Origin of the sequence: Cohnella pontilimi (assembly GCF_005049045.1) — a bacterium.
GTDB classification, from domain to species: domain Bacteria; phylum Bacillota; class Bacilli; order Paenibacillales; family Paenibacillaceae; genus Cohnella; species Cohnella pontilimi.
In genome coordinates this window covers 678,654-700,049 of the sequence record NZ_SUPK01000001.1, presented here as the reverse complement: position 1 = coordinate 700,049, position 21,396 = coordinate 678,654, and the positions used below count along the sequence as shown (strand labels likewise).

Below are 21,396 nucleotides of genomic sequence, written 5' to 3'. Positions count from 1 at the left end.
GTTCTCGGCTGCATGTAAGGCAAGAAAGTTACATTACAGAGTTACGAAACGGCTGTCGGCTGCGTGTATTCAACCCAAACCGATGAGTAGGCTTCGTCATTTTGGGGACTTTAGGGTATTAATTCCTATCCATAGTGTAGCGAATTACGGGGAGGGATTCATATGAAACATTCTTCATTAGCTATTATCGGTTTGCTGTTTCTGGCGGCCGCAGTGGGCATTTGGCTGCTCGGCAAAATGATCCAGCTAGTCGTCATTCTCGGTGTAATCGGGCTAATCGCGGTTTGTATCGGCGTTATTTTGTTCAATAACGACCGCTTGAAAAAAATCGGGCATTCCGACAAAAGCTGACGAGTCACAGGTTATTTGCCCAGCAGCAGCTGCGCGATTTTCAATATAACCGCCGTCAAACCGGCGGCCATGAGCGGTCCGACCGGAATGCCGCGGAACAGCACGATGCCGGTGATCGATCCGATCACCAGGCCGATCACGAGCTGCGGATCCACTTTCAACAGCGCCAATCCTTTGGCGTTCAGGTACGTGGCAATGGCACCGCCGAACAAGGCGATCCAGCCTGTCGGGCTGGTGAACGCGTTGAGCACGTCCTTGACCTGAATTCGGCCGGACGCGAAAGGCACGAGAACGGCCAGCGTCAGAAACAACAGGCCGAATTCCAAGCCTCTCCGTTCGATCATCGGCAAGTAGCGTTGAAACTGCGCCAATTTCACGATCAGGAGCAGGCATGCGGCCGTCGTAATAATGGGTGAGCGCCCGATTAAACCGATGACGATGAGCGCGACGAGCACCAGTTCTCCGTTCATTGTGACAGGCACGCTCCCGAATGCATAATGAGGCCGGAGGCGTGACGCCGGCCTTTGATACACGATATGGAACAAGCCCCGCATTTAGAACGAAAGGCCCCGCAGAAGCTCTGCGGGGCTTTGTGCATGATTGCGGAAAGTCAGATGACATAATCGGAGAGAGACCTGCTGTTCAACTCGAACGTGTCCGAGCGCAGTCCCCTGCGCATCGTTTCCAGCGCGAGCACGTCCTGCACCGGAATGTTCCCCAGGTTCACCTCGGGGCCGACGGATTTGATAAGCGCCACTTGCTGCTCTTTGAGAGGCGCCTCCCACAATACGCGTCCGCGGTTCGGGATTACCTTCAGCATTTCGGTCAAATCCTGCTCCCGGCAAGCTCCTCGCTCGTCGAACAAACCGACGCCGACCCCGGACTCCCGGGCCTCCACCGTCACCAGATTCGCGCCTGCCGCAAAATCTTCCTGCGCCGTTTGCGCAAAATCCAGCACGTCGATCCGAGAACCGAATATTTTTTTGCCATACTCAGTAAACACCTTCAGCCCGAGCTCCGACGCCTGCCGGATCAATTCGCTCCGGCGGCTTCTGGGCAGCTCGATCGTGCCGTCGGAAACTTCGACCCCGTCGAACCCGAGAGCCAAGATGTGACGGAAAAATGCGGGCACCATATCTTTCGCCACCGCCGTCTCCAATAACGTACCGCCGGGGATGACGGTGATGTGTTTCCGTTTGGCAAGCTCGATCTTGTCGCGAATGACCGCCGCCGGATACAGGGGCGACGTCCCGAAACCGAATTTCAGAATGTCGATATAGTCACTCGCCGTGGCCATCAAATCCTCGAACGCGTGCGGCCCGAGCCCTTTGTCGATGACCATCGTGATGCCCTCGCTCCGAGGTTTGCCGAACCGTCTTCCGCTCGGATCCGTCAACGCTGCCGGCCATTTCAGGTTTACGGTCAACTCCATGATCTACTCTCCTCGTTTGTCTGCAAGGTTGAATATCAACAGCAATATATGCACTTGCCTAACCCGGGGTTCCCCTCCGCAGACGATGCTTTCCTGAAACTGACAAGTTGTCCGCATTGTTCGCATAGGATTGGTAGAAACCGCCGTTTTAACCGCGACGCAAAGGAGGGGACGGAATGGATAAAGCCGCGATGAGCATGGCGCTGCTCCGCTTGTTGTCGGGGAGTCTGGAAATTACCGCCGCGCTGGTGATGATACGTTTCAACGATGTGCAGAAGGCGCTGGTCGTGAACTCCATGCTGGCATTGGTCGGACCGATGATCCTGATTTCGACGACGGCAATCGGGCTTGTCGGTATTTCGGACAAACTTTCACCGGTGAAGTTTCTATGGATCACGGTCGGGGTCGGCTGTCTCTTAATCGGGATTCTTCGAAAATGATAGAACCGTCATGACAGGCCGCGAAGGCATAAACGGAGCGTCCAAGCATACATATGAAAAAGCAAAGGACAACTTCTGCGAGAAAGGGGGGATTGCCTGTTGTCGCCAGCTTTGCCGGATTTGTTCGTACAGCCTCTGCGAGGTATTTTGGAGCGGCTTCCCTCTCATGCCGCGGACACGCTGGAAGAAATCCGCATCCGGGAAAATCGGCCGCTCGAAATCGGATACGCCGGCCGGCACGGCTTTGTGGATCAAGACGGAGCGTTGACCGCCGATTACCGGAAAGCTTACATGCCCGGAAGGGAGGAATGCCGGGCTTTGCTGGAACGGGTGACCAACCATTCCTTATACGCCGTGGAAGAAGAGTTGAGAAGAGGTTACGTCACCGTCGCGGGCGGCCACCGGATCGGATTGGCCGGCCGGGCGGTGCTTGAGCGCGGAGCGGTGGCTCACCTGAAAGACATCGCCGGGTTTAACGTCAGGATCGCCCGTGCCCGTTCGGGCTGCGCCGCGGCGGTTTTGCCGGGCATTCTCGATTTGAAAGCGGGAACCGTGAAGCACACATTGATCGTTTCGCCGCCCCAGCAAGGGAAAACGACGCTGCTCCGGGATCTCGTGCGGAGCATCAGCTCGGGCGACTGGAATCACCCGGCGGCAATCCGATGGGGCGGCCGCAAAGTCGGCGTCGTCGATGAACGTTCGGAAATCGCGGCATGCGAAGCCGGCGTACCGACGTTCGATCTCGGACCGCGCTGCGATGTGCTCGATGCCTGTCCGAAGGCGGAAGGCATCATGATGATGGTGCGCTCGCTGTCTCCTGAGGTGGTGGCGGTGGACGAGATTGGACGGCCCGAGGACGCGGATGCGCTGAACGAGGCGCTGCACGCCGGCGTTCGGGTGCTGGCGACCGCGCATGCCACGAGTCTCGCGGATGTATTCGCGAGACCGGTTCTCGCCCGCTTGGCGGAAGACTGCGTATTCGGCGCTTACGTGATTGTCTCGCGCTCCGGCGGGCAGGTGCGCTATCGCATCGTGGCGGCGGAAGACGCGGTGCGGGAAGTAAAAGCGCGTTCGATGCCCGCGATTCGTTCGCCGGCGGCGCAGTTGGAGGCGCAAGGGCCATGATGAAGCTGGCGGGAGCTTTGCTGGTGCTGTTCGCAGGCACGATGATCGGCTACTTGCAGGCGGCCCGGTTCGCTGCGCGGCCCCGGCAAATCCGGCAGCTGACGCATGCGCTTCAGCGGCTGGAGACCGAGATTCAGTACGGGCAGACGCCTTTGCCGGAAGCGATCGGCCGCCTTGCGGCGATCGTGCAGCCGCCGGTGTCCGCGCTGTTCGCGGAGATCTCCGAGACATTGTCCCGAGCGGACGGAACCACGGTTCGCGAGTGCTGGGACCGTACACTGCGAAGCGGCTGGAGCGCAACCTCCATGAAGAAGCCGGAAATGGAAGCGATGCTGCGTCTGGGGGCAACGCTGGGAGGCAGCGGCCGCGAGGATCAGATCAAGCATATCCGGCTGGCTATGCATCAGCTCCAGGCGGAGGAGGTCTCCGCGAGGGACGAGCAGCACCGGTACGAGAAAATGAGCCGGAGCCTCGGAGTGCTGGGCGCCGCCTTGGTTGTGATCATTATGCTATGAAGCTGCGGGTTAGGGGCTCCCTTAAAAGGAACGGAATCAGCTGCGGATGCCAACGTCACTTTTGGGGGCTATAGGGGGTCGTGAGCCATGAACATCGACGTCAGCACCATTTTCCAAATCGCCGGTATCGGAATTATTGTGGCCATGATCCATACCGTGTTGAAGCAAATGGGCAAGGAGGACATGGCGCACTGGATCACCGTCATCGGTTTCGTGATCGTCCTGTTCATGGTCGTGCGGCTGCTCAACGATTTGTTTCGGGAAATCAAAACGATTTTTCTGTTCCAGTAGGTGAACAACGGTGGACATTCTTCAGATCGTCGGTATCGCTTTTCTTACAACCGTGCTAATCCTCGTTATCCGGGAACAGAAGCCGATCTTCGCTTTTCTGCTCGCGGCGTTTACCGGCATCGGAATTTTCCTCGCGCTGATTGGAAAAATCGGCGACGTCGTGTCTGTGCTGGAGGAGCTGGCCTCCCGTTCCGGCATCCCGACCGTGTACCTGAAGACGATGCTTAAAATTATCGGAATCGCCTATATCGCCGAATTCGGCGCGCAAATTGTGCGCGACGCCGGCTTGGAAAGCATCGCGTCCAAAATCGAATTCGCCGGGAAAATGCTCATTCTCGTCATGGCGGTTCCGATTATCGGAGTCATTGTGGAGACCGTGCTGAATTTGCTGCCGACATGAAGGGTGAAGGCCGGGTAGGGGGGAGATCATGCGCCGGGCTCGCAGCATTGTCCTCCTCCTTCTGCTTGCTCTTCCGTTCTTTGCCGCCGCGCACGTTGACGCTGCCGCTCCGGTCTCGGCACCTGGCACGACGGAAGCCGGATCTTCCGATGAACCGGGCAGCGTCACGAAGGAGCTCGCCCGAAAGCAGTCGGAGCAAGTGCAGATGCGGGAGATCGATAAATATTGGAACGATCTGAAGGGGCAGTACGGCGGTTATTTCCCGGAGGGCAAACTGCCGGAGCTCCGCGAGCTGATGTTCCCTTCGGGAAAAGAGTGGAGCTTCTGGACCGCGCTGGGCGGACTTCTTCGGTTTTTCCTGCACGAGGTGCTCTACAGCGGCAAGCTGCTCGTCACCATCGTCCTCCTCACCATTTTCACGATGATTCTGGAAACGATGCAGACGGCTTTCGAAAGGAACGCGGTAAGCAAAGTGGCATACGCGATCGCTTACATGGTGCTGATCATCCTGGCGGTGAACAGCTTCCGCAACGCCACTTCCTATGCGGAGGAAGCGATCGGGAATATGGTGCAGTTCATGCTCGCCATGATCCCCCTGCTGCTCACGCTGCTGGCCGGCACGGGAAGCTTCTCGACCGTCGCGATGCTTCACCCGCTTATCGTGTTCATGATTCACGCGGTGAGTACGTTCATCCATCTGTTCGTTTTTCCGCTGCTTTTTTTCTCCGCGATTTTACATCTCGTCAGTTCGATTACGGACCGCTACAAGGTCACCCAGCTGGCCAACCTGCTGAGGAATGTGGCGTTAGGCGGCATGGGACTTATCCTGACGGTTTTTCTGGGCGTTATATCGGTGGAAGGCGCCACGGGGGCGATCACGGACGGAGTCGGCCTGCAGACCGCGAAGTTCGTCACCGGCAATTTCGTGCCGGTTGTCGGTCATATGATTTCCGACGCCGCGGACACGGTGCTCTCAGCCAGTCTGCTCGTCAAAAATGCGGTCGGGCTGGTCGGCGTCATCATGCTGCTGTTCATGTGCGCTTTCCCGGCCTTGAAGGTCATCACCCTCGCGATGATCTATAACGTCTCCGGCGCGGTGCTTCAACCGCTCGGAGATTCGCCGATCGTCCAGTGCCTGCAGACAATCGGCAAGACGCTGATCTATGTGTTCGCCGCTTTGGCCGCGGTAGGAATGATGTTTTTTCTCGCGGTAACGATCATTCTCGTGGCGGGAAACGCGGCCTTGATGATCCGGTGAAAGGCGCGGGCGGAGGAGGAAATCATGAGCTTGATAGACGGCTTGTCCGGCTGGCTGAAGCAAATCGTCGCCGTCGTGTTGCTCGCCTCGCTCGTGGATTTGCTTCTGCCAAATCGGACGATGCAGCGCTATGTGCGGCTGGTCGCAGGTTTGTTCGTTCTGGTGACGGTGGCCACCCCTTTGCTGAAATGGATGCAAAGCGATTTCGGCGGCAAGCTGGCATCCGAATTGGGCACGATCTCCAAACCGGCCTTTGCCGCAGGCGATCAGCTTTCCCGGATCCGGCAGGAAGGACGCCGGCTTCAAGAACGGCACAACGGGGATACCGCAAGCTTGGTGGCTGTCCGATTGGCCGAGGAGATGAAGGCGGATATTCAGCGAAGCGAGAAGCGCCCGGTAAGCAGCGTCGATGTCAACGTTGAAACCGAGCCTGACGGCAGGCTGGCGGTTCGCGGGGTTACGGTGACGCTCGAGCCGGCGCAGAACGAGGAAGGCCAGTCGGACGGCGGCCGGGATAACGTCAAGCCTGTAGCCAAGGTCGAGTCCGTGGTTCCGGTGACGGTTGAGGTCCCGCCTGTAGGCGGAAGCGCCGCCGCAACCCAAGGAGAGGCGGGGGGAGACCGATCGGTGGATCCGCCGACACGGCTCAGAATCGCCGCCTTCATCGCGGCAAGGTATGGGATACCGGCGGATCAAGTGGTGGTCAAGCAAGAAGAACCGAGTGGATTTCAAAAGGGGTGAGCGCCGTGGCCAACTGGCTGGAGAAGCTCGAGTCGTTTATCGGGGGAGGACCCGGCGGGGGGCGGAGGATCAAGGCTTTCCGCTGGCTCGTCCTGCTTGGGCTCATCGGCGCCGCCCTTTTGCTCGCCGCTTCTCTCCTGAATATGAAAACCGTCGACCCTCGGCAAAATCCCGACCTAACGCCGCCGGGCGATCAAGATGCGCCGCCGGAGAAGCAGACGTTCCTCGGCGGCAACGACAAAAGCGATCCGTTCTCGGACATCGAATCGCAGCTGGAAAGCCGGCTGAAAGAGCTTTTGGAAACGATGGTGGGGGTCGGCACGGTGGACGTGATGGTGTCCGTGGATTCGACGGAAGAAACGGTCGTTCAGGAAAATGAGCAGCGAACCCAGGAAATCACCTCGGAATCGGACAAAAACGGCACATCCCGCCATATTACCCGGGTTACCCAGAACGGCCAGGTTCAGGTCTTCGAAGTATCCGGAAATCAAACGCCGTTCGTTTTGAAAAAGCTGAAGCCCCGTGTCCGCGGGGTGATCATCGTGGCCAAGGGCGCCGAGAACGCGACGGTGCACCGGCTCGTTCAAGAAGCGGTCTCCCGGGGTCTGGACGTTCCGATGCACCGGATCTCGGTCGTTCCGAGAAAAAGTTGAAATCGAAAACTTGGGGAGGAATGAAACGTGAACAATCGGCGTCAAACGATTTGGTTGGTCTCCATGCTCAGTCTTATGGTCATTCTGTCGGCGTATTACCTTTTTACGGAACCTGTCAATCCCGCGCAAAACGCCAACAACGGCAGTCTGCAGTCGAACGATCAGACCGATGCGGCTAAAGCGAACGGCAGCGGCGATCAAGGGATAAAAACCAGCGAAGTAAACCAGAACGCAGACAGTGGGACGGACTCTGCGACTGGAGTTGACGATCAGAAAGACGCCGCGGCATCGGATAACGGCAACAAAGATACGGCGGCAGCGGACAACGGCAAAAAGGACGGCAAATCGAGCGAGGCTTCCGGCGATGGAACGGTTTCGCCGTCCGACGAGGAAGTACTGAGCCAAATGGCTAATTTGACGGGTGCAAGGTATTTCGACGATCTCCGTCGCAAGGCCCAAGAGAACTATGACCGTGCATACGAAGAACAGAACAAGATCGTCGCCGACACGAAGCGGTACAGCCCGGAAGACGCCGCCACGGCGGTTGAGAAAATGCACGCGCTGGAAGAGACCGACCAGCGGATCGAGGACTTAGAAACGAAGCTGATGCAAGACTTCGAGAACGCGGTTGTCGTACAGGAGGATACGAATTTCAAAATCCTCGTCCAAACGGCCAGCTTCGATAAGAAGAAGGCGGTGAAAGTCATCGATCAGGCAGTCAAAGAATTGTTGGTGAAGCCCGACCGGTTATCGGTGGAATATATTAAGCCGTAACGCCTGCAGACATCCGGAACCTCCTTTTCCGCCGAGTGCGGACCGGGAGGTTCTTTCCATTTGGGCGGGTTGTGGTATAATAGTTCCGTTGTAGGTATGAACGAGCTGTGGCTGAGCCGCATCTCCTATCGATCAAGGAGTGACCGTCATGTTCAAGCTGAGCGAGATCAAAGAACTGATTAAATTGGTGGACCAGACTTCCATCCATGAACTCGAAATCGAAAATGAAGGCGTAAAGCTCGCGATTCGTAAACCAGGACGCACGGAAGTGGTGAACGTCCAAACCCCTCAAATCGCCCATACATATGTGCCTTCCGCCGCACCTGCGGTCCCGGCTGTACAGACAGCCGCGCCGCAGCCCGAAGCGAAGCCGGCGGCCGCCGACACTTCGCATCTTCACCGTATTACTTCCCCGATGGTCGGGACCTTTTACCGGGCTCCTTCTCCGGAAGCTCCGTCTTTCGTCAACGTGGGAGACCGCGTCAACGAGAAAACCGTCGTATGTATTTTGGAAGCGATGAAGCTTATGAATCCCCTGGAAGCCGAAGTCAAAGGCGAAATCGTCGAAATTCTTGTGGAGAACGGCCAACTGGTCGAATTCGGTCAGCCGCTGTTCCTCGTAAAGCCGGAATAAAGCCGATCAAAGCCGAGCCGCGTATGGCGCGGTTTTCGGTCCCAGCGATGACAGCCGAACGTCACGTTTGACGTGATTTTTCGGCTGCATGGTTTATAAGGAGGATTTTTCCTTGAAATTCCAAAAAGTATTGATTGCCAACCGAGGCGAAATCGCCGTTCGTATTATTCGGGCTTGCCGGGAACTCGGCATTTCGACTGTTGCCGTCTATTCTGAAGCCGACCGGGAATCCCTGCACGTCCGCCTCGCGGATGAGGCCTACTGCATTGGACCGACCGCTTCGAAGGACAGCTATTTAAATCTGACGAATATTATGAGTGTCGCTACCTTAACGGAATGCGACGCCATTCATCCCGGATACGGATTTTTGTCCGAAAATGCCGATTTCGCGGAAATATGCGAAACCTGCAACATCACCTTCATCGGTCCGTCCGCGAGCGCCATCAGCCGGATGGGCGACAAGTCGGTCGCCAAACAGACGATGAAAGACGCCGACGTGCCGGTCATTCCCGGATCCGACGGACTTGTCGAAGATATCGAGGAAGCGGTCCGCGTAGCCCGCGAAATCGGTTATCCCGTCATCATTAAGGCGACGGCGGGCGGCGGCGGCCGAGGCATCCGGCTTGCCGACGATGAAGAAATGCTCGTGCGCGAGATTACGACTGCCCAGCAGGAAGCCCAGAAGGCGTTCGGCAACCCGGGTGTTTATTTGGAGAAGTATTTGACGGGCATGAAGCACGTGGAAATACAGATCATCGCCGACAAACACGGGAACGTGTGCCATCTCGGCGAACGCGACTGCTCCGTGCAGCGGCGCCGGCAGAAGCTGGTGGAAGAAGCGCCTTGCCCGGTCATGACGCCTGAGCTCCGGGAGCGAATGGGGCAGGCTGCGGTCCGTGCGGCGCATGCCGTGAATTATTCGGGTGCCGGCACGATCGAATTTTTGCTCGGTCCCGACGGACAGTTTTATTTCATGGAAATGAATACGCGTATCCAGGTCGAACACCCGGTAACCGAGATGATTACCGGAGTCGATCTTATCAAAGAAATGATCGCCGTTGCCGAAGGGGAACCGCTTTCTTTCCGGCAAGAGGACGTGCGGTTCGACGGCTGGGCCATTGAGTGCCGCATCAACGCCGAAGATCCGGATCGCAATTTTATGCCTTCTCCGGGCCGGATCGCTTTCTATCTTCCTCCGGGAGGACCGGGCGTCAGGGTCGACAGCGGTGCTTATACGAACTATATGATCTCGCCGCATTATGATTCGATGATCGCCAAGCTCATCGTATGGGCGCCTACGCGCGAAGAAGCGATTGCAAGAGCGCGGCGCGCGCTTGGCGAATTTATGGTGGACGGCGTGAAAACGACGATTCCGTTCCATATGAAATTGCTGGCGCATCCGGTATTTGCCAAAGGTACTTTCGACATCAAATTCCTGGAAGAATACGATCTGAACGCGGAGCCCGCCGAGACGGTCTGAGAGCAGGCCAAGCGTTTGTCATAATTATCCGGGAATGCTATAGTTATAGTAACGAGGGCGAACGGCCCGGCTTGCAAGTTTTGTAAGATGGGGGGTGCAGCGGCGCGTGGAAACGATGATCCCGGAGTACGAACGAACGGACATGGGTACGATCCAAATCGCTCCGGAAGTGATTGAAGTCATTGCCGGACTGGCGACGGTGGAAGTCGAAGGCGTAGCGGGCATGAGCGGAGGCATTTCCTCCGGCATTGCCGAGCTGCTTGGCCGGAGAAACTTGTCCAAAGGTGTCAAGGTCGAAGTGGGACAGCGGGAAGCTGCGGTGGACGTATCCATCATCGTCCAATACGGACGGCGAATTCCGGAAATATCCGCGGAAATTCAACGAAATGTCAAACGCTCCATCGAAATGATGACCGGACTGAGCGTGGTCGAAGTCAACGTACATATTCACGACGTCCACTTCAAAACGGCAGATAAGCCGGAAGAGGACGATTCGCACACGCGTGTCCGATAAGGCGGCGGCCGTCCGCGGAAGCCGGCGCGGCGCTGATATCACCGGTCCGCATTGAACCAGTCCTCCGGCGGGGAATTCCTGGCGAATTCCCCGAAGAGGACTTTCCGCGGGTCGGGGCATTTTTTCGTATCGGGAACAGGGGGACGCTCACTTGATCAAAATGTTGGACAGGCTGCTTCTGTTTTTATACAGCATCGCCATCGGAGCCGCTTCGATTTTCGCGATTTACGCGGTCAGCGGCGCCGCTTCGGTCTCCAGACTGCGGGATTGGATCAGCTACTTAAGAGAAGTGCCTTCCGCGCAAGGTACGGTTATCGGGATTTCCGTCATCCTCTTTTTGATCAGCCTGCGTTTTTTCATCGTCTCGATTCGCCGCAGCGGCTCTTCGGCGCCTTCGATCAATCAACGGACGGATTTCGGAGACATCCGGATTTCCGTGGAGACCGTTGAGAATTTGACGCTCAAAGCGGCTTCGCGCACGCGCGGCGTCAAGGACTTGAAAGCACGGGTCCGCGTGGCGGAATCCGGTCTGCAGATTTTGATCCGGGCGTTCATCGACGGCGAAGGGGCGATTCCCGTATTGTCGGAAGAGATCCAGCGCACCGTTTCCCAGCAGGTAGAGGAAGCGACCGGCATACCGGTGGCGGAAGTCTCGGTATTTATCGCCAATGTGACACAGGCGCCGACAACGTTTAAGAGCCGCGTGGAATAGGGGGGACCGCCCAATGTGGAAAGACTGGTGGGACACCTATGGGGGGCGCGCTAGCGGTGTTGCGTTCGGTTTGTTGTTCGGCCTCATTTATTTAATCAGCGGTTTTTGGGACATGCTGTTTTTCGCGCTGCTGGTCGGAGTGGGATTTTGGATCGGCAAACAGAAGGATCAGCATCAAGCACCGCTTTTTCCTTGGGAACGTATGACGGACTGGCTTTCGGACCGTTGGCGTTGGCCGCGATAACCCTGTGAAGCGTTCTTGCTTCCGGGCGGATGGAACCGCGAGTTGTGCGGCTTCCGCGAACCCCGCGTAAGAACGGGTCATAGGTTTTTTTGTTTTCGGCAAGTCCCATACTATGAAGATAGAAGGCACGTCGCACATCGCGATACGGGAGGACGCATGAAACGCAGATTGGCTAGGGAAATTGCGGTACAAAGCCTGTACCAGATGGAAATGAACGGAGTTGACGGCAACCAGGCCGTCGACATGGTGATGGAAGAAGCCAGGCAGGACAACGAAATCGGAGCCGAAGTCGCGGAGCTTGCCGCGGTGGACGGGCTTACCCGTGAGCTTGTGGAAGGCGTTTTTGCGCGTCGGGAGTCGCTGGACCGGATGTTGGCCGAATTTTTGACCGGTTGGCAGGTGGAGCGGCTTTCTCGTGTGGACCGGCAAATTTTGCGGCTTGCCGCATATGAAATGACCGAGCGCGACGTGCCGCCGAAGGTCGTGGTGAACGAAGCGATCGAATTGGCCAAACATTTTGGAACCGATGAGTCCGGCAAGTTCGTGAACGGCGTGCTCGGACGAATGATCCGTGAGCGGTCCGCGCAGAAGGCGGACGGACAGGAGGCACCGGAATGAGCGCGAACCTCATCGACGGTAAAAAAATTTCCGAGTCGATTCGGGAGGAAATTCTCGCCGAAGTGCAGCGTTTAAGCGAAAAAGGCATTCGCCCCGGACTAGTGGTCATTCTCGTGGGGGACGATCCCGCCTCGCAAGTCTATGTCCGCAACAAAGCCAAAACATGCGAGAAGCTCGGTTACCATTCGGAGGTCATGCGGCTTCCCGCCGAGACCGGCGAAGCGGAGCTGTTGACGGTCATCGAGCGCTATAACGCCGACCCGGCGTTTCACGGCATTCTCGTTCAATTCCCTTTGCCTAAGCATATACGAGAAAAAGCCGTAATAGACGCGATTTCGGTGGACAAAGATGTAGACGGCTTTCATCCGGTCAGCGTGGGCAATCTTGTCATCGGTGACGATGCCCTATTGCCCTGCACGCCGTCCGGTGTGATCGAGCTGCTGAAGCGCTCCGGTGTGTCGCCGGCCGGCAAACATGCGGTCGTAATCGGCCGCAGCAACTTGGTCGGCAAACCTTTGGCGATGCTGCTGCTCCGGGAGAACGCCACGGTCACCGTTTGCCATTCCCGCACCGCAAATTTGCCGGAAATGGCGAGACAGGCCGATATTTTAGTTGCTGCCGTGGGCGTGCCAAATATGGTCAAGCGGGATTGGGTGAAACCAGGCGCGGTCGTGATCGACGTGGGCATCAACCGCCTGCCGGACGGCAAGCTGTGCGGCGACGTCGATTTCGGGGAAGCGGCGCCGGTTGCCGGGGCGATTACGCCGGTGCCGGGCGGTGTCGGGCCGATGACGATCACGATGCTGATGGCCAATACGCTCAAAGCTTGTAAACTCGCACACGGACTCGGGTGATAGATTGGAGGGGAATTCGTGGATCAGCAAAAAGTGATGAGCATCCGGGACTTGAACCGGTACATTAAAGTGAGGCTTGAAGGGGATCCGGGGCTGCAGGACATATGGCTGAGAGGCGAAATCTCCAACTTCACCCACCATTCGAGCGGACATATGTACTTTACGCTGAAGGACGAAAGCGGCCGGCTCAAATGCATCATGTTCGCCTCGTATAACCAGCGGCTGCCTTTCGCTCCCAAGGACGGCATGAAGGTGCTGGCCCGCGGAGGCGTTTCTGTTTACGAGCGGGACGGCGCTTACCAGTTTTACGCCACGGCGATGCAGCCGGACGGTATCGGCAGTCTGTACCTCGCCTTCGAACAGCTGAAGAAGAAGCTGGAAGCCGAAGGCTTGTTCGCGCCGCATGTGAAACGGCCGATTCCCCGGTTTCCCCGGGCGATCGGCGTCATCACCTCTCCGACTGGGGCGGCGGTGCGCGATATTATCATTACCTTACAGCGGCGGCATCCGTCCGTACCCATCCTTCTGCACCCGGTGTCCGTTCAAGGCACCGCTGCGGCCCCTTCGATCGTGAAGGCGATCGAAACGATGAACAGGCTCGCCGAAGTCGATGTGCTGATCGTGGGCAGAGGCGGGGGCTCGCTGGAAGAGCTATGGGCCTTTAATGAAGAAGCGGTGGCCCGGGCCATCCGGGCTTCACTTATCCCGGTCATTTCGGCGGTCGGGCACGAAACGGATTTCACGATCGCCGACTTCGTGGCCGATTTGCGGGCCGCGACGCCGACAGCGGCGGCCGAGCTGGCGGTGCCGCATGCAGCCGAGCTGAGGCAGCATCTCAGCCATTTGGAGCAGCGGATGGGCAAGTCTCTCCGTCTTCTGGCGGGCAAATCGAGGGAACGTTGGCAGCATGCTGCCCGTTCCCCTTATTTCACAGATCCGCGTCGGATGCTGCTCGCTCAGGCGGAGAGACTTGACCGCCTGCGCGACCGGCTGACCTTCCGCGCCCAGTCGCAGCTCGGCCGGGCGGCCGAGAGAGCGGCCAGGCTGAATGGCAGACTGGCCGCTTCGAGTCCGACGGAGCAGGCCGCGTTTGCCCGCAAACGGATGACAGGCGCCGCCCGTGCGCTGGAATTGGCCATGTCGGGCACGCTGCGGTCATCGCGGAATGCGTACGTCTCGCTTGTGCGTCACTTGGATGCGCTCAGTCCGCTGAAAGTAATGGGCAGGGGATACAGTCTCGTTTATGACGAGAAAGAGAAAAATTTGATTCGAACGATCGGCGAAGTGCAGCCTGGCGATTTGGTGCGGGTGAGGCTCGCTGACGGCCGGCTTGATTGTCAAGTATGGGGGATTCAGGGGGAGGAGATTTCGAATGGCTGAAGACAAGAAGGCAGCGGCCGAAGAAGCCGCGGGCATGACGTTCGAGCAGGCGATGGAACGATTGGAGACGATCGTGACCAAGCTCGAAAGCGGCGACGTTCCTCTCGAAACGGCCATCGAGCTGTTCCAGGAAGGAATGTCTCTTTCCCGGTTGTGCGGGCAAAAGCTCGAGCAAGTGGAACACCGGATCGAAATGCTGGTGGAAGGGGAAGCGGGTATCGGCCGTAAACCGTTCGCACCGACCCGCGAAGAGACTAACGGGGACAAAGGGGAATAAGCGTGTCGACATCCGAAGAACTGCATCCATATTTGCACGAGCGGCGGGCGCTTGTCGAGTCCGCGCTACGGGACGCCATTCCTTCCGATTGGAGCATCCCGGCCAAGCTGCGGGAAGCGGCGGAGTACTCGCTTCATGCCGGGGGCAAACGCCTCCGGCCTATTTTGGTTCTGGCGTCCGCCGAAAGTGTCGCCGGGCATGCGGACGACATGCTGATGCGCGCGATGCCTTTTGCTGTTGCCGTAGAATTGGTACACACCTATTCGCTCATCCACGACGATCTGCCGGCTATGGACAATGACGATTTCCGCCGGGGACGTCCGACCAACCACAAGGTGTATGGAGAGGCCATGGCGATTTTGGCGGGCGACGGGCTGCTTACGCATGCCTTTTACGCGGCGTCCCGTGCGGTGGAAGCGGGCGTGCCGGCGGCGAGAGCGGTCAAGGTGATGGGAGAACTCGCACGGTTGGCCGGCTTGCCCGGCATGGTCGGAGGACAAGCCGACGACATGCTGGGAGAGCAGGGGATCACGACGCTGGAGCAGCTGGAGAACATCCACCTGCACAAAACAAGCGATCTTATCGTGTTCTCCCTGCTCGCCGGAGCTCATGCCGCGGAAGCGTCCGACAGCCAAGTGGAAGCGCTGGGTCTGTTCGGCCGGAATGTGGGTCTTGCGTTCCAAATTCAAGACGATATTCTCGATGTGACCGGCGACGAAGCGAAGCTCGGCAAATCCGTCAAAAGCGATGAAAAACAGTCCAAGGTCACTTATCCGTATTTGATCGGACTCGAGGAAAGCCGCCGCCGCGTGAAGAGGCTGACCGAGGAAGCGAAGGAAGCGGTCGCCTCGGCAGGCTTGGCCGATCCGAGGATGCTTCTGGAGATTGCCGACTATATGGTGGGACGCGACCACTGAGCCAGGTGGCGCCAATGTCGGTTGGGTAAAGAAAAGGGAATATGGTATAATAGCGTCACTACGTAAGACCCGTAAGGGAGAAAGCGGGGAAAACCCTTGTTGCTCGAACAGATCGGCAGTCCGGCGGATCTCAAACGGCTTTCGCCGTCCGAGCTTCCGCAGCTGGCAGAGGAAATCCGGCATTTTCTCATCGAGAAGCTTTCCGCGACCGGCGGTCATCTCGCGCCCAATTTGGGTGTGGTGGAACTGACGCTGGCGCTTCACTATTTATATGACAGCCCTTCCGATAAAATTATTTTTGACGTGGGGCATCAGGCATACGTTCATAAAATGTTGACCGGACGGAAAGACCGGTTCGATACGCTGCGGCAAAAGGACGGGTTATGCGGTTTCGTCAAGCGCAGCGAGAGCGAACACGACGTTTGGGAAGCCGGCCACAGCAGTACATCGCTGTCCGCTGCCATGGGGATGGCCATAGCCCGCGATTTGAAGGGCGGTTCCAACAAGGTGATCGCCGTAATCGGAGACGGTGCGTTAACGGGAGGAATGGCTCTCGAAGCGCTGAATCATATCGGACATGAGAAACGCAACCTGACCGTGGTGCTCAACGACAACGAGATGTCTATTGCTCCGAACGTCGGGGCGATCCACAATTACCTCGGTAAAGTTCGTTCGGATAAATCGTATCGGAAAGCGAAAGACGAGCTGGAATGGCTGCTTCGGAAAATTCCGGCCATCGGCGGGAAGCTTGCCAATACAGCTGAGCGGGTAAAGGACAGCCTTAAATACTTGATCACACCGGACGGTATGTTGTTCGAGGAATTCGGTCTCAAATATTTCGGACCGGTCGACGGCCACGACACGGCCAAGCTGATTGAGGCGTTCCGGCAAGCGGATAAGGTGAAAGGGCCTGTACTGGTTCATGTGCTCACGGTCAAAGGCAAAGGCTATGCCCACGCCGAGGCCGATTCTCATAAGTGGCACGGCATTACCGGCAGCTACAAGATCGAATCCGGTCAAGTGGTCAAACCGGTCGGACCGCCGATGTATACCGAGGTGTTCGGCAATACGCTGATCGAGCTTGCGGAGCGGGACGAGAGGATCGTCGCCGTTACGCCGGCCATGCCGGGCGGTTCGGGACTCCTAGGATTTGCGTCTAAATTCCCTGGACGGATGTTCGATGTCGGCATCGCCGAGCAGCATGCGGCGACCATGTCGGCCGCGCTTGCGATGGAAGGCATGAAGCCGGTTTTCGCCGTGTACTCGACATTCCTTCAGCGAGCGTACGACCAGGTCGTACACGATATTTGCCGGCAAAATTTGAACGTCGTCTTCGCCATCGACCGGGCGGGCTTTGTGGGAGCGGACGGCGAAACCCACCAAGGCGTATACGATATTGCGTTTTTGCGGCACATCCCGAACATGGTGCTCATGATGCCCAAAGACGAGAACGAACTTCGGAACATGTTATACACCGCAGTTGAATACAATGACGGCCCGATCGCCGTGCGTTATCCCCGCGAACCGGGCATCGGTGCGGTGTTCGACGCCGAGCCTTCACGGATTCCGATCGGCAAATGGGAAACGGTTCGGGAAGGCGATTCCGCTGCGATTCTGGCGCTTGGCCCGATGGTGAAGGTCGCGGAAGAAGCGGCCGAACTGCTCAAGCGTGAAGGATTGAGCATCCGGGTGGTCAACGCCCGTTTCGTGAAGCCGCTCGATGAGGCGATGCTGCTGGAGCTGGCGGAGGGGCGGATCCCGATGCTGGTGTTGGAAGAGGGCTCGGAAATGGGCGGTTTGGGCAGTGCCGTTCTCGAATATTACGCGAATCGTGAAATTCGCAACGTCCCGGTTCAAATTGCCGGCATTCCGGACGTGTTCGTCGAACACGCTTCTATTAAGGAGCAGCGCGAGGAAGTGGGCCTGACCGCTGAAAATGTGGCGCATCTGCTCCGGCGGGCAGCGGTGCGCAAAAGGCAGAAGGCGACATGACGGAGAAATCTGCGGCTAAAGAACGGCTGGATGTGCTGCTCGTGGAGCAGGGGTACTTCGAGAGCCGGGAAAAAGCGAAAGCCGCCATCATGGCGGGACTCGTCCTCATCGGTTCGGAACGCGTGGAGAAAGCGGGGACCAAAATTCCCCGCGATACCGAGCTGGTGGTGAAGGGAGCGCCTCATCCTTACGTGAGCCGGGGCGGTCTGAAGCTGGAGAAAGCGATCCGGCAATTCGGCATCGAACTTCGGGACGCCGTGATGCTCGACATCGGCGCCTCCACCGGAGGATTTACCGATTGCGCTCTCCAGCACGGCGCTTCTTATGTATACGCCATCGACGTCGGATACAATCAGTTGGACTGGTCGCTTCGCCAAGATGACCGCGTTCAGGTGATGGAGCGCACCAACTTCCGGCACATGACGCCGGATCAGCTGCAAGGGCCGAAGCCGGCATTCGCGACCATCGATGTATCCTTCATTTCGCTTAAGTTGATTTTGCCGACGTTGGCGACGCTTCTTGAACCAGAAGGAAGCACGGTCGCGCTCATCAAGCCGCAATTCGAGGCCGGGCGTGAGCAGGTTGGAAAATCGGGCGTCGTACGGGATCCCGATGTCCATGTCAGTGTGTTGAATGAAGTGCTCACTTTTGCCGACGGACTCGGGTTCACGCTTCAAGATCTCACTTTCTCACCGATTACCGGGGGAGAGGGGAATATCGAGTTTCTCGCCTACTGGGTTCTAACGGGCAAGCCGGCTTTGTCGGACACGTCCTTGAGGCAGTTGGAGCAACAGATCGAATCCGTGGTTCATGAAGCGGGCGCTTCGTTTCGACGAACTTGAACAACTGGAATCACCTCCGAAGCGTACCGTCACTTTTGGGGGATTATCACCTTCGAAGATTTCTTCACTTTTGGGGGGAATGAAGCCGGAGATGCCGAAGAACGGCCGGATCCACGGTACGTCCTGCGCGTCTTTCGGTTTTTTTGTCGTAAATGCCGAAAAAGGAAAAACGCGTGTCGAGCGAGAAAAAAGAATAGACGGGTCACGCAGCGTCGAATGAACCTCCAAGAGTTGGAAGACCCATAGGAGGCTGCGGTAGTGTCTCGGTTCGGGGATTGGCTTTTGATGCTCACGGCAGCAGGTGTGATGGTATGGTGGCTCATCCGGTGGTTCGACCGCTGGCTGCACGAACCGCCCGGCGCGAAGCTTCGGCGCTTGGCGCAAGCCGGGGGAGTCGAGCCGGACGAAGCGGTCTCGCTGCTGCAAGAGCACGGTTACGAGGTGCTGTCCGGCAAACACCGGGTGCCGCTCGGCGTCGTCGTGGATGAAGGTCCGGTCCAGCCGACCCGGTTATATTTTGATTATTTGGCGTCCAAAGACGACAAGTATTATTTGGTCAAGCTGGAGCGGGCAAGACAGCCGATGGACTGGACGGCCAGCGGGCTGCGGGAGAGGCTGCTCGTCTACGCGCTTCTGTTCCCGGATTGCGAAGGACTCATCGTGGCGAATCCGAAGGACAAGCTTCTCAGGACGGTACGATTCCAATTGGAGGATGGCGACGAATGAAAGGTCAGCGTCAGCGGAAAATCCGGGAACTGATCGGTACCCGGGAAATCGAAACCCAGGAAGAACTGGTCGAGGCATTAAGCGAGGCGGGCATGCAGGTGACACAGGCCACTGTGTCGAGGGATATCAAGGAACTGCAGCTCATCAAAGTGCCGTTGGAAGGCGGCCGCTACAAATATTCGATGCCGCAGGATCAGCGGTACAATCCGGCACACAAGCTGAAGCGAGCGCTGCTGGACCATTTTGTGAGCGTGGAAGCGGCTGAAAATCTCGTTGTACTCAAATGTCTGCCCGGTACGTCCGGCACCATTTGCTCGCTCATCGACGGGATGGACTGGTCGGAAATCATGGGCACGATCGGCGGGGACGACACGATCTTGCTCATATGCCGAACTAAGGAACACGGTGCGGTGTTGGTCGAACGGATTCACGAAATGCTTCGCTGACTTCCATTCATGAGGCAGAGGAGGGTTCCCATGCTGCGGGAATTGACCATACGAAATTTGGCGGTAATTGAGCATGTTTCGGTATCTTTTCATGACGGCTTCCACGTGCTGACCGGCGAAACGGGAGCCGGAAAATCGATCGTCATCGACGCGCTGGCGCTCGCAGCCGGCGGCAGAGGTTCCTCGGAAATGATTCGGCATGGCAGCGACCGCGCGGATGTAGAAGCGGTATTCGACTTGCCGTCCGGTCATCCGGTGTGGGAGACACTCGGGCGGCTCGGCGTGGAGGCGGATGCCGAGGAATCGCTCATCATCCGAAGAGAAATTCAGGTACATGGCAAATCGACCGCCCGGATTAACGGACAGAACATCACGCTGTCCATGCTGCGCGAAGTCGGAGAGCATTTGGTGAATTTGCACGGACAGCATGAGCATCAGTCGCTCCTTCGAACGGAACGGCATCTGGAATGGCTGGATCAGTTCGCGAACGAATCGATTCTGAAGGATAAAGCCGAATACCGCGAATGGTTCCGTCGTTATCAGGATGTGCTGCAGGAGCGCAAAGAATTAGAGGACAAGTCCCGTCAAGGGATCCAAATGCTGGATTTGTATCGTTTTCAGATCGAGGAAATCGAGAATGCCCGGTTGAAACCGGGGGAAGACGATTCTTTGGAGGAGGAGCGGCGCAAGCTTGCGCACGCGGAGAAGCTCGCCGAGGCCGTTTCGGAATCGTACGATTTATTATATGGCTCGAAGGGGTTGGCGGCAGTGTCGCGGGCACTGTCGAGGCTGCAGGATATCGTGAAGGTCGATCCGGCCACCCTGGAACCGCTTGTGGAACAATTGCAGTCTGCTTATTATGCCGTGGAAGACGCTTCGTTTCAGCTGCGGGATTACCGGGAAACGATCGAATTCAATCCACAAAGATTGGCGCAAATCGAACAGCGGCTGGACTTGCTTTTCGGTTTAAAGCGCAAATACGGCGAAACGGTGGAAGAAATTTTGTCGTATCAAGAGAAAATCTGTTCTGAAGCCGAGCGTTTCGAGAACCGCGACGAACGGCTGCGCGAGCTGGAGGCGCAAGAGCAAAGCCTGTTACAGGAGCTGACGGCCAAAGCGGCGAAATTGAGCGCCATCCGGCGAGAAGCGGGTCAAGTACTCTCCCGCGCCATCGTGCAAGAGCTCGAAGATCTGCAAATGAACCGCTCGGTATTTGAAGTGAAGCTCGACCAAGGCCCGCTCACCGCGAGCGGATCGGATAATGCGGAATTTTTGCTGTCCACCAATCCCGGAGAACCGCCGAAACCGCTGGCCAAGATTGCGTCAGGCGGTGAAATGTCCCGCGTCATGCTCGCGCTGAAAGCCATTTTCGCCCGGATCGATCAGGTGCCGGTGCTGGTGTTCGACGAAGTGGATACCGGTGTCAGCGGACGCGCGGCTCAGGCAGTAGCCGACAAGCTGTCCAAACTGTCGCGTCATTGTCAGGTTTTCGCTATTACACATTTGCCGCAAGTGGCATGTATGGCGGATCATCAGTACGAAATCAGCAAAGCAGTTAGCGGCGAAGGACGTACGGTCACCTCGGTCCGCGAGCTCTCCGGCGAGGAGCGCGTGGAGGAGCTGGCAAGGCTGCTCGGCGGAGTGGAAGTGACGGAAAAAACACGTCATCATGCACAAGAAATGCTTACGCTGGCGCAGCGCCAAAAAAACGCGTAATGACGCGAAAAATCGGGGTTTGAGGAAGCTTTTCGGGAACATAAAAGGGTGGGGGCACGGTTAC

General features: G+C 57.5%; 27 protein-coding genes. 25 read left to right on the top strand and 2 right to left on the bottom strand.

Annotated features, from left to right (window positions below; all coding sequences use genetic code 11):
• Positions 1–162: 162 nt before the first annotated feature.
• Positions 163–351: a hypothetical protein gene (locus E5161_RS03530; RefSeq protein WP_136776271.1), complete on the top strand. Its 189-nt coding sequence runs from the start codon at positions 163–165 to the stop codon at positions 349–351.
• Positions 352–362: 11 nt separating this feature from the next.
• On the opposite strand, the gene E5161_RS03525 is transcribed toward E5161_RS03530, so the two are convergent.
• Both E5161_RS03525 and comA read right to left on the bottom strand, forming a co-directional pair.
• Positions 363–821 carry a DUF441 domain-containing protein gene (locus E5161_RS03525; protein WP_136776270.1) on the bottom strand — a complete coding sequence of 153 codons (459 nt, stop codon included), beginning with the start codon at positions 819–821 and terminating at the stop codon, positions 363–365.
• 140 nt (positions 822–961) lie between these two features.
• The gene (comA, locus tag E5161_RS03520; RefSeq protein ID WP_136776269.1) at positions 962–1,783 is read right to left on the bottom strand and encodes a phosphosulfolactate synthase; all 822 of its coding nucleotides are present in this window, start codon (positions 1,781–1,783) and stop codon (positions 962–964) included.
• 176 nt (positions 1,784–1,959) lie between these two features.
• Here comA and E5161_RS03515 point away from each other — a divergent pair, with 176 nt between their 5' ends.
• The 24 genes from E5161_RS03515 to recN all read left to right on the top strand — a co-directional run bounded on the left by E5161_RS03515 (position 1,960) and on the right by recN (position 21,332).
• A complete protein-coding gene (locus tag E5161_RS03515; RefSeq protein ID WP_136776268.1) occupies positions 1,960–2,223 on the top strand; it encodes a YqhV family protein in 264 nt (87 codons plus the stop codon).
• Positions 2,224–2,322: 99 nt separating this feature from the next.
• On the top strand, positions 2,323–3,348 hold the full coding sequence (gene spoIIIAA, locus E5161_RS03510) for a stage III sporulation protein AA (protein ID WP_136776267.1): 1,026 nt from the start codon (positions 2,323–2,325) through the stop codon (positions 3,346–3,348).
• Positions 3,345–3,863 (top strand): stage III sporulation protein SpoIIIAB, encoded by a 519-nt coding sequence (gene spoIIIAB / locus E5161_RS03505; protein ID WP_136776266.1) that lies wholly within the window; start codon positions 3,345–3,347, stop codon positions 3,861–3,863. Before spoIIIAA ends, spoIIIAB begins: the two co-directional genes overlap by 4 nt.
• A gap of 87 nt (positions 3,864–3,950) precedes the next feature.
• Positions 3,951–4,154 carry a stage III sporulation protein AC gene (gene spoIIIAC, locus E5161_RS03500; RefSeq protein WP_136776265.1) on the top strand — a complete coding sequence of 68 codons (204 nt, stop codon included), beginning with the start codon at positions 3,951–3,953 and terminating at the stop codon, positions 4,152–4,154.
• 10 nt (positions 4,155–4,164) lie between these two features.
• Positions 4,165–4,554, top strand: a complete 390-nt coding sequence (gene spoIIIAD, locus E5161_RS03495; RefSeq protein ID WP_136776264.1) for a stage III sporulation protein AD — start codon at positions 4,165–4,167, stop codon at positions 4,552–4,554.
• A gap of 28 nt (positions 4,555–4,582) precedes the next feature.
• Complete coding sequence (spoIIIAE, locus tag E5161_RS03490) at positions 4,583–5,812, top strand: stage III sporulation protein AE (protein WP_136776263.1); 1,230 nt, start codon at positions 4,583–4,585, stop codon at positions 5,810–5,812.
• 24 nt (positions 5,813–5,836) lie between these two features.
• A complete protein-coding gene (locus E5161_RS03485) occupies positions 5,837–6,553 on the top strand; it encodes a stage III sporulation protein AF (protein ID WP_136776262.1) in 717 nt (238 codons plus the stop codon).
• Positions 6,554–6,558: 5 nt separating this feature from the next.
• Entirely contained in the window at positions 6,559–7,206 is a 648-nt protein-coding gene (gene spoIIIAG, locus E5161_RS03480; protein ID WP_136776261.1) for a stage III sporulation protein AG, read from the top strand.
• A 27-nt stretch (positions 7,207–7,233) separates the two neighbouring features.
• Entirely contained in the window at positions 7,234–7,980 is a 747-nt protein-coding gene (locus tag E5161_RS03475; RefSeq protein ID WP_136776260.1) for a SpoIIIAH-like family protein, read from the top strand.
• 148 nt (positions 7,981–8,128) lie between these two features.
• A complete protein-coding gene (accB, locus tag E5161_RS03470; RefSeq protein ID WP_136776259.1) occupies positions 8,129–8,614 on the top strand; it encodes an acetyl-CoA carboxylase biotin carboxyl carrier protein in 486 nt (161 codons plus the stop codon).
• A gap of 112 nt (positions 8,615–8,726) precedes the next feature.
• Positions 8,727–10,094, top strand: a complete 1,368-nt coding sequence (accC, locus tag E5161_RS03465) for an acetyl-CoA carboxylase biotin carboxylase subunit (RefSeq protein WP_136776258.1) — start codon at positions 8,727–8,729, stop codon at positions 10,092–10,094.
• 115 nt (positions 10,095–10,209) lie between these two features.
• Positions 10,210–10,608, top strand: coding sequence for an Asp23/Gls24 family envelope stress response protein (locus tag E5161_RS03460; RefSeq protein WP_425456443.1), 399 nt, complete (start codon positions 10,210–10,212; stop codon positions 10,606–10,608).
• Positions 10,609–10,759: 151 nt separating this feature from the next.
• Positions 10,760–11,320: an alkaline shock response membrane anchor protein AmaP gene (gene amaP, locus E5161_RS03455; protein ID WP_136776256.1), complete on the top strand. Its 561-nt coding sequence runs from the start codon at positions 10,760–10,762 to the stop codon at positions 11,318–11,320.
• A gap of 13 nt (positions 11,321–11,333) precedes the next feature.
• Positions 11,334–11,564 carry a DUF2273 domain-containing protein gene (locus E5161_RS03450; RefSeq protein ID WP_136776255.1) on the top strand — a complete coding sequence of 77 codons (231 nt, stop codon included), beginning with the start codon at positions 11,334–11,336 and terminating at the stop codon, positions 11,562–11,564.
• 156 nt (positions 11,565–11,720) lie between these two features.
• Positions 11,721–12,182, top strand: coding sequence for a transcription antitermination factor NusB (nusB, locus tag E5161_RS03445; RefSeq protein ID WP_136776254.1), 462 nt, complete (start codon positions 11,721–11,723; stop codon positions 12,180–12,182).
• The gene (gene folD / locus E5161_RS03440; RefSeq protein ID WP_136776253.1) at positions 12,179–13,036 is read left to right on the top strand and encodes a bifunctional methylenetetrahydrofolate dehydrogenase/methenyltetrahydrofolate cyclohydrolase FolD; all 858 of its coding nucleotides are present in this window, start codon (positions 12,179–12,181) and stop codon (positions 13,034–13,036) included. The genes nusB and folD overlap by 4 nt, the downstream gene beginning before the upstream one ends.
• Before the next feature lie 36 nt (positions 13,037–13,072).
• A complete protein-coding gene (gene xseA / locus E5161_RS03435; protein ID WP_169306568.1) occupies positions 13,073–14,416 on the top strand; it encodes an exodeoxyribonuclease VII large subunit in 1,344 nt (447 codons plus the stop codon).
• Positions 14,409–14,693 (top strand): exodeoxyribonuclease VII small subunit, encoded by a 285-nt coding sequence (xseB, locus tag E5161_RS03430; RefSeq protein ID WP_246042079.1) that lies wholly within the window; start codon positions 14,409–14,411, stop codon positions 14,691–14,693. The genes xseA and xseB overlap by 8 nt, the downstream gene beginning before the upstream one ends.
• 2 nt (positions 14,694–14,695) lie before the next feature.
• A complete protein-coding gene (locus E5161_RS03425) occupies positions 14,696–15,610 on the top strand; it encodes a polyprenyl synthetase family protein (RefSeq protein ID WP_136776251.1) in 915 nt (304 codons plus the stop codon).
• A gap of 96 nt (positions 15,611–15,706) precedes the next feature.
• The gene (dxs, locus tag E5161_RS03420) at positions 15,707–17,602 is read left to right on the top strand and encodes a 1-deoxy-D-xylulose-5-phosphate synthase (RefSeq protein ID WP_136776250.1); all 1,896 of its coding nucleotides are present in this window, start codon (positions 15,707–15,709) and stop codon (positions 17,600–17,602) included.
• A complete protein-coding gene (locus tag E5161_RS03415) occupies positions 17,599–18,444 on the top strand; it encodes a TlyA family RNA methyltransferase (protein WP_136776249.1) in 846 nt (281 codons plus the stop codon). Before dxs ends, E5161_RS03415 begins: the two co-directional genes overlap by 4 nt.
• A 258-nt stretch (positions 18,445–18,702) precedes the next feature.
• Positions 18,703–19,170, top strand: coding sequence for a hypothetical protein (locus E5161_RS03410; protein WP_136776248.1), 468 nt, complete (start codon positions 18,703–18,705; stop codon positions 19,168–19,170).
• On the top strand, positions 19,167–19,616 hold the full coding sequence (ahrC, locus tag E5161_RS03405) for a transcriptional regulator AhrC/ArgR (protein WP_136776247.1): 450 nt from the start codon (positions 19,167–19,169) through the stop codon (positions 19,614–19,616). The genes E5161_RS03410 and ahrC overlap by 4 nt, the downstream gene beginning before the upstream one ends.
• A 30-nt stretch (positions 19,617–19,646) precedes the next feature.
• A complete protein-coding gene (recN, locus tag E5161_RS03400; protein ID WP_136776246.1) occupies positions 19,647–21,332 on the top strand; it encodes a DNA repair protein RecN in 1,686 nt (561 codons plus the stop codon).
• Positions 21,333–21,396 lie beyond the last annotated feature (64 nt).

What these genes read in the sequence shown, in the direction of transcription:
- folD (WP_136776253.1), top strand. Translation starts at nt 12,179, where the DNA reads ATGAGCGCGAACCTCATCGACGGTAAAAAAATTTCCGAGTCGATTCGG.
- E5161_RS03450 (WP_136776255.1), top strand. Translation starts at nt 11,334, where the DNA reads ATGTGGAAAGACTGGTGGGACACCTATGGGGGGCGCGCTAGCGGTGTT.
- recN (WP_136776246.1), top strand. Translation starts at nt 19,647, where the DNA reads ATGCTGCGGGAATTGACCATACGAAATTTGGCGGTAATTGAGCATGTT.
- comA (WP_136776269.1), bottom strand. Translation starts at nt 1,783, where the DNA reads ATGGAGTTGACCGTAAACCTGAAATGGCCGGCAGCGTTGACGGATCCG.
- nusB (WP_136776254.1), top strand. Translation starts at nt 11,721, where the DNA reads ATGAAACGCAGATTGGCTAGGGAAATTGCGGTACAAAGCCTGTACCAG.
- ahrC (WP_136776247.1), top strand. Translation starts at nt 19,167, where the DNA reads ATGAAAGGTCAGCGTCAGCGGAAAATCCGGGAACTGATCGGTACCCGG.
- spoIIIAB (WP_136776266.1), top strand. Translation starts at nt 3,345, where the DNA reads ATGATGAAGCTGGCGGGAGCTTTGCTGGTGCTGTTCGCAGGCACGATG.
- xseA (WP_169306568.1), top strand. Translation starts at nt 13,073, where the DNA reads ATGAGCATCCGGGACTTGAACCGGTACATTAAAGTGAGGCTTGAAGGG.
- accB (WP_136776259.1), top strand. Translation starts at nt 8,129, where the DNA reads ATGTTCAAGCTGAGCGAGATCAAAGAACTGATTAAATTGGTGGACCAG.
- xseB (WP_246042079.1), top strand. Translation starts at nt 14,409, where the DNA reads ATGGCTGAAGACAAGAAGGCAGCGGCCGAAGAAGCCGCGGGCATGACG.
- spoIIIAE (WP_136776263.1), top strand. Translation starts at nt 4,583, where the DNA reads ATGCGCCGGGCTCGCAGCATTGTCCTCCTCCTTCTGCTTGCTCTTCCG.
- spoIIIAC (WP_136776265.1), top strand. Translation starts at nt 3,951, where the DNA reads ATGAACATCGACGTCAGCACCATTTTCCAAATCGCCGGTATCGGAATT.
- E5161_RS03515 (WP_136776268.1), top strand. Translation starts at nt 1,960, where the DNA reads ATGGATAAAGCCGCGATGAGCATGGCGCTGCTCCGCTTGTTGTCGGGG.
- E5161_RS03530 (WP_136776271.1), top strand. Translation starts at nt 163, where the DNA reads ATGAAACATTCTTCATTAGCTATTATCGGTTTGCTGTTTCTGGCGGCC.
- E5161_RS03525 (WP_136776270.1), bottom strand. Translation starts at nt 821, where the DNA reads ATGAACGGAGAACTGGTGCTCGTCGCGCTCATCGTCATCGGTTTAATC.
- E5161_RS03415 (WP_136776249.1), top strand. Translation starts at nt 17,599, where the DNA reads ATGACGGAGAAATCTGCGGCTAAAGAACGGCTGGATGTGCTGCTCGTG.
- E5161_RS03485 (WP_136776262.1), top strand. Translation starts at nt 5,837, where the DNA reads ATGAGCTTGATAGACGGCTTGTCCGGCTGGCTGAAGCAAATCGTCGCC.
- E5161_RS03460 (WP_425456443.1), top strand. Translation starts at nt 10,210, where the DNA reads ATGATCCCGGAGTACGAACGAACGGACATGGGTACGATCCAAATCGCT.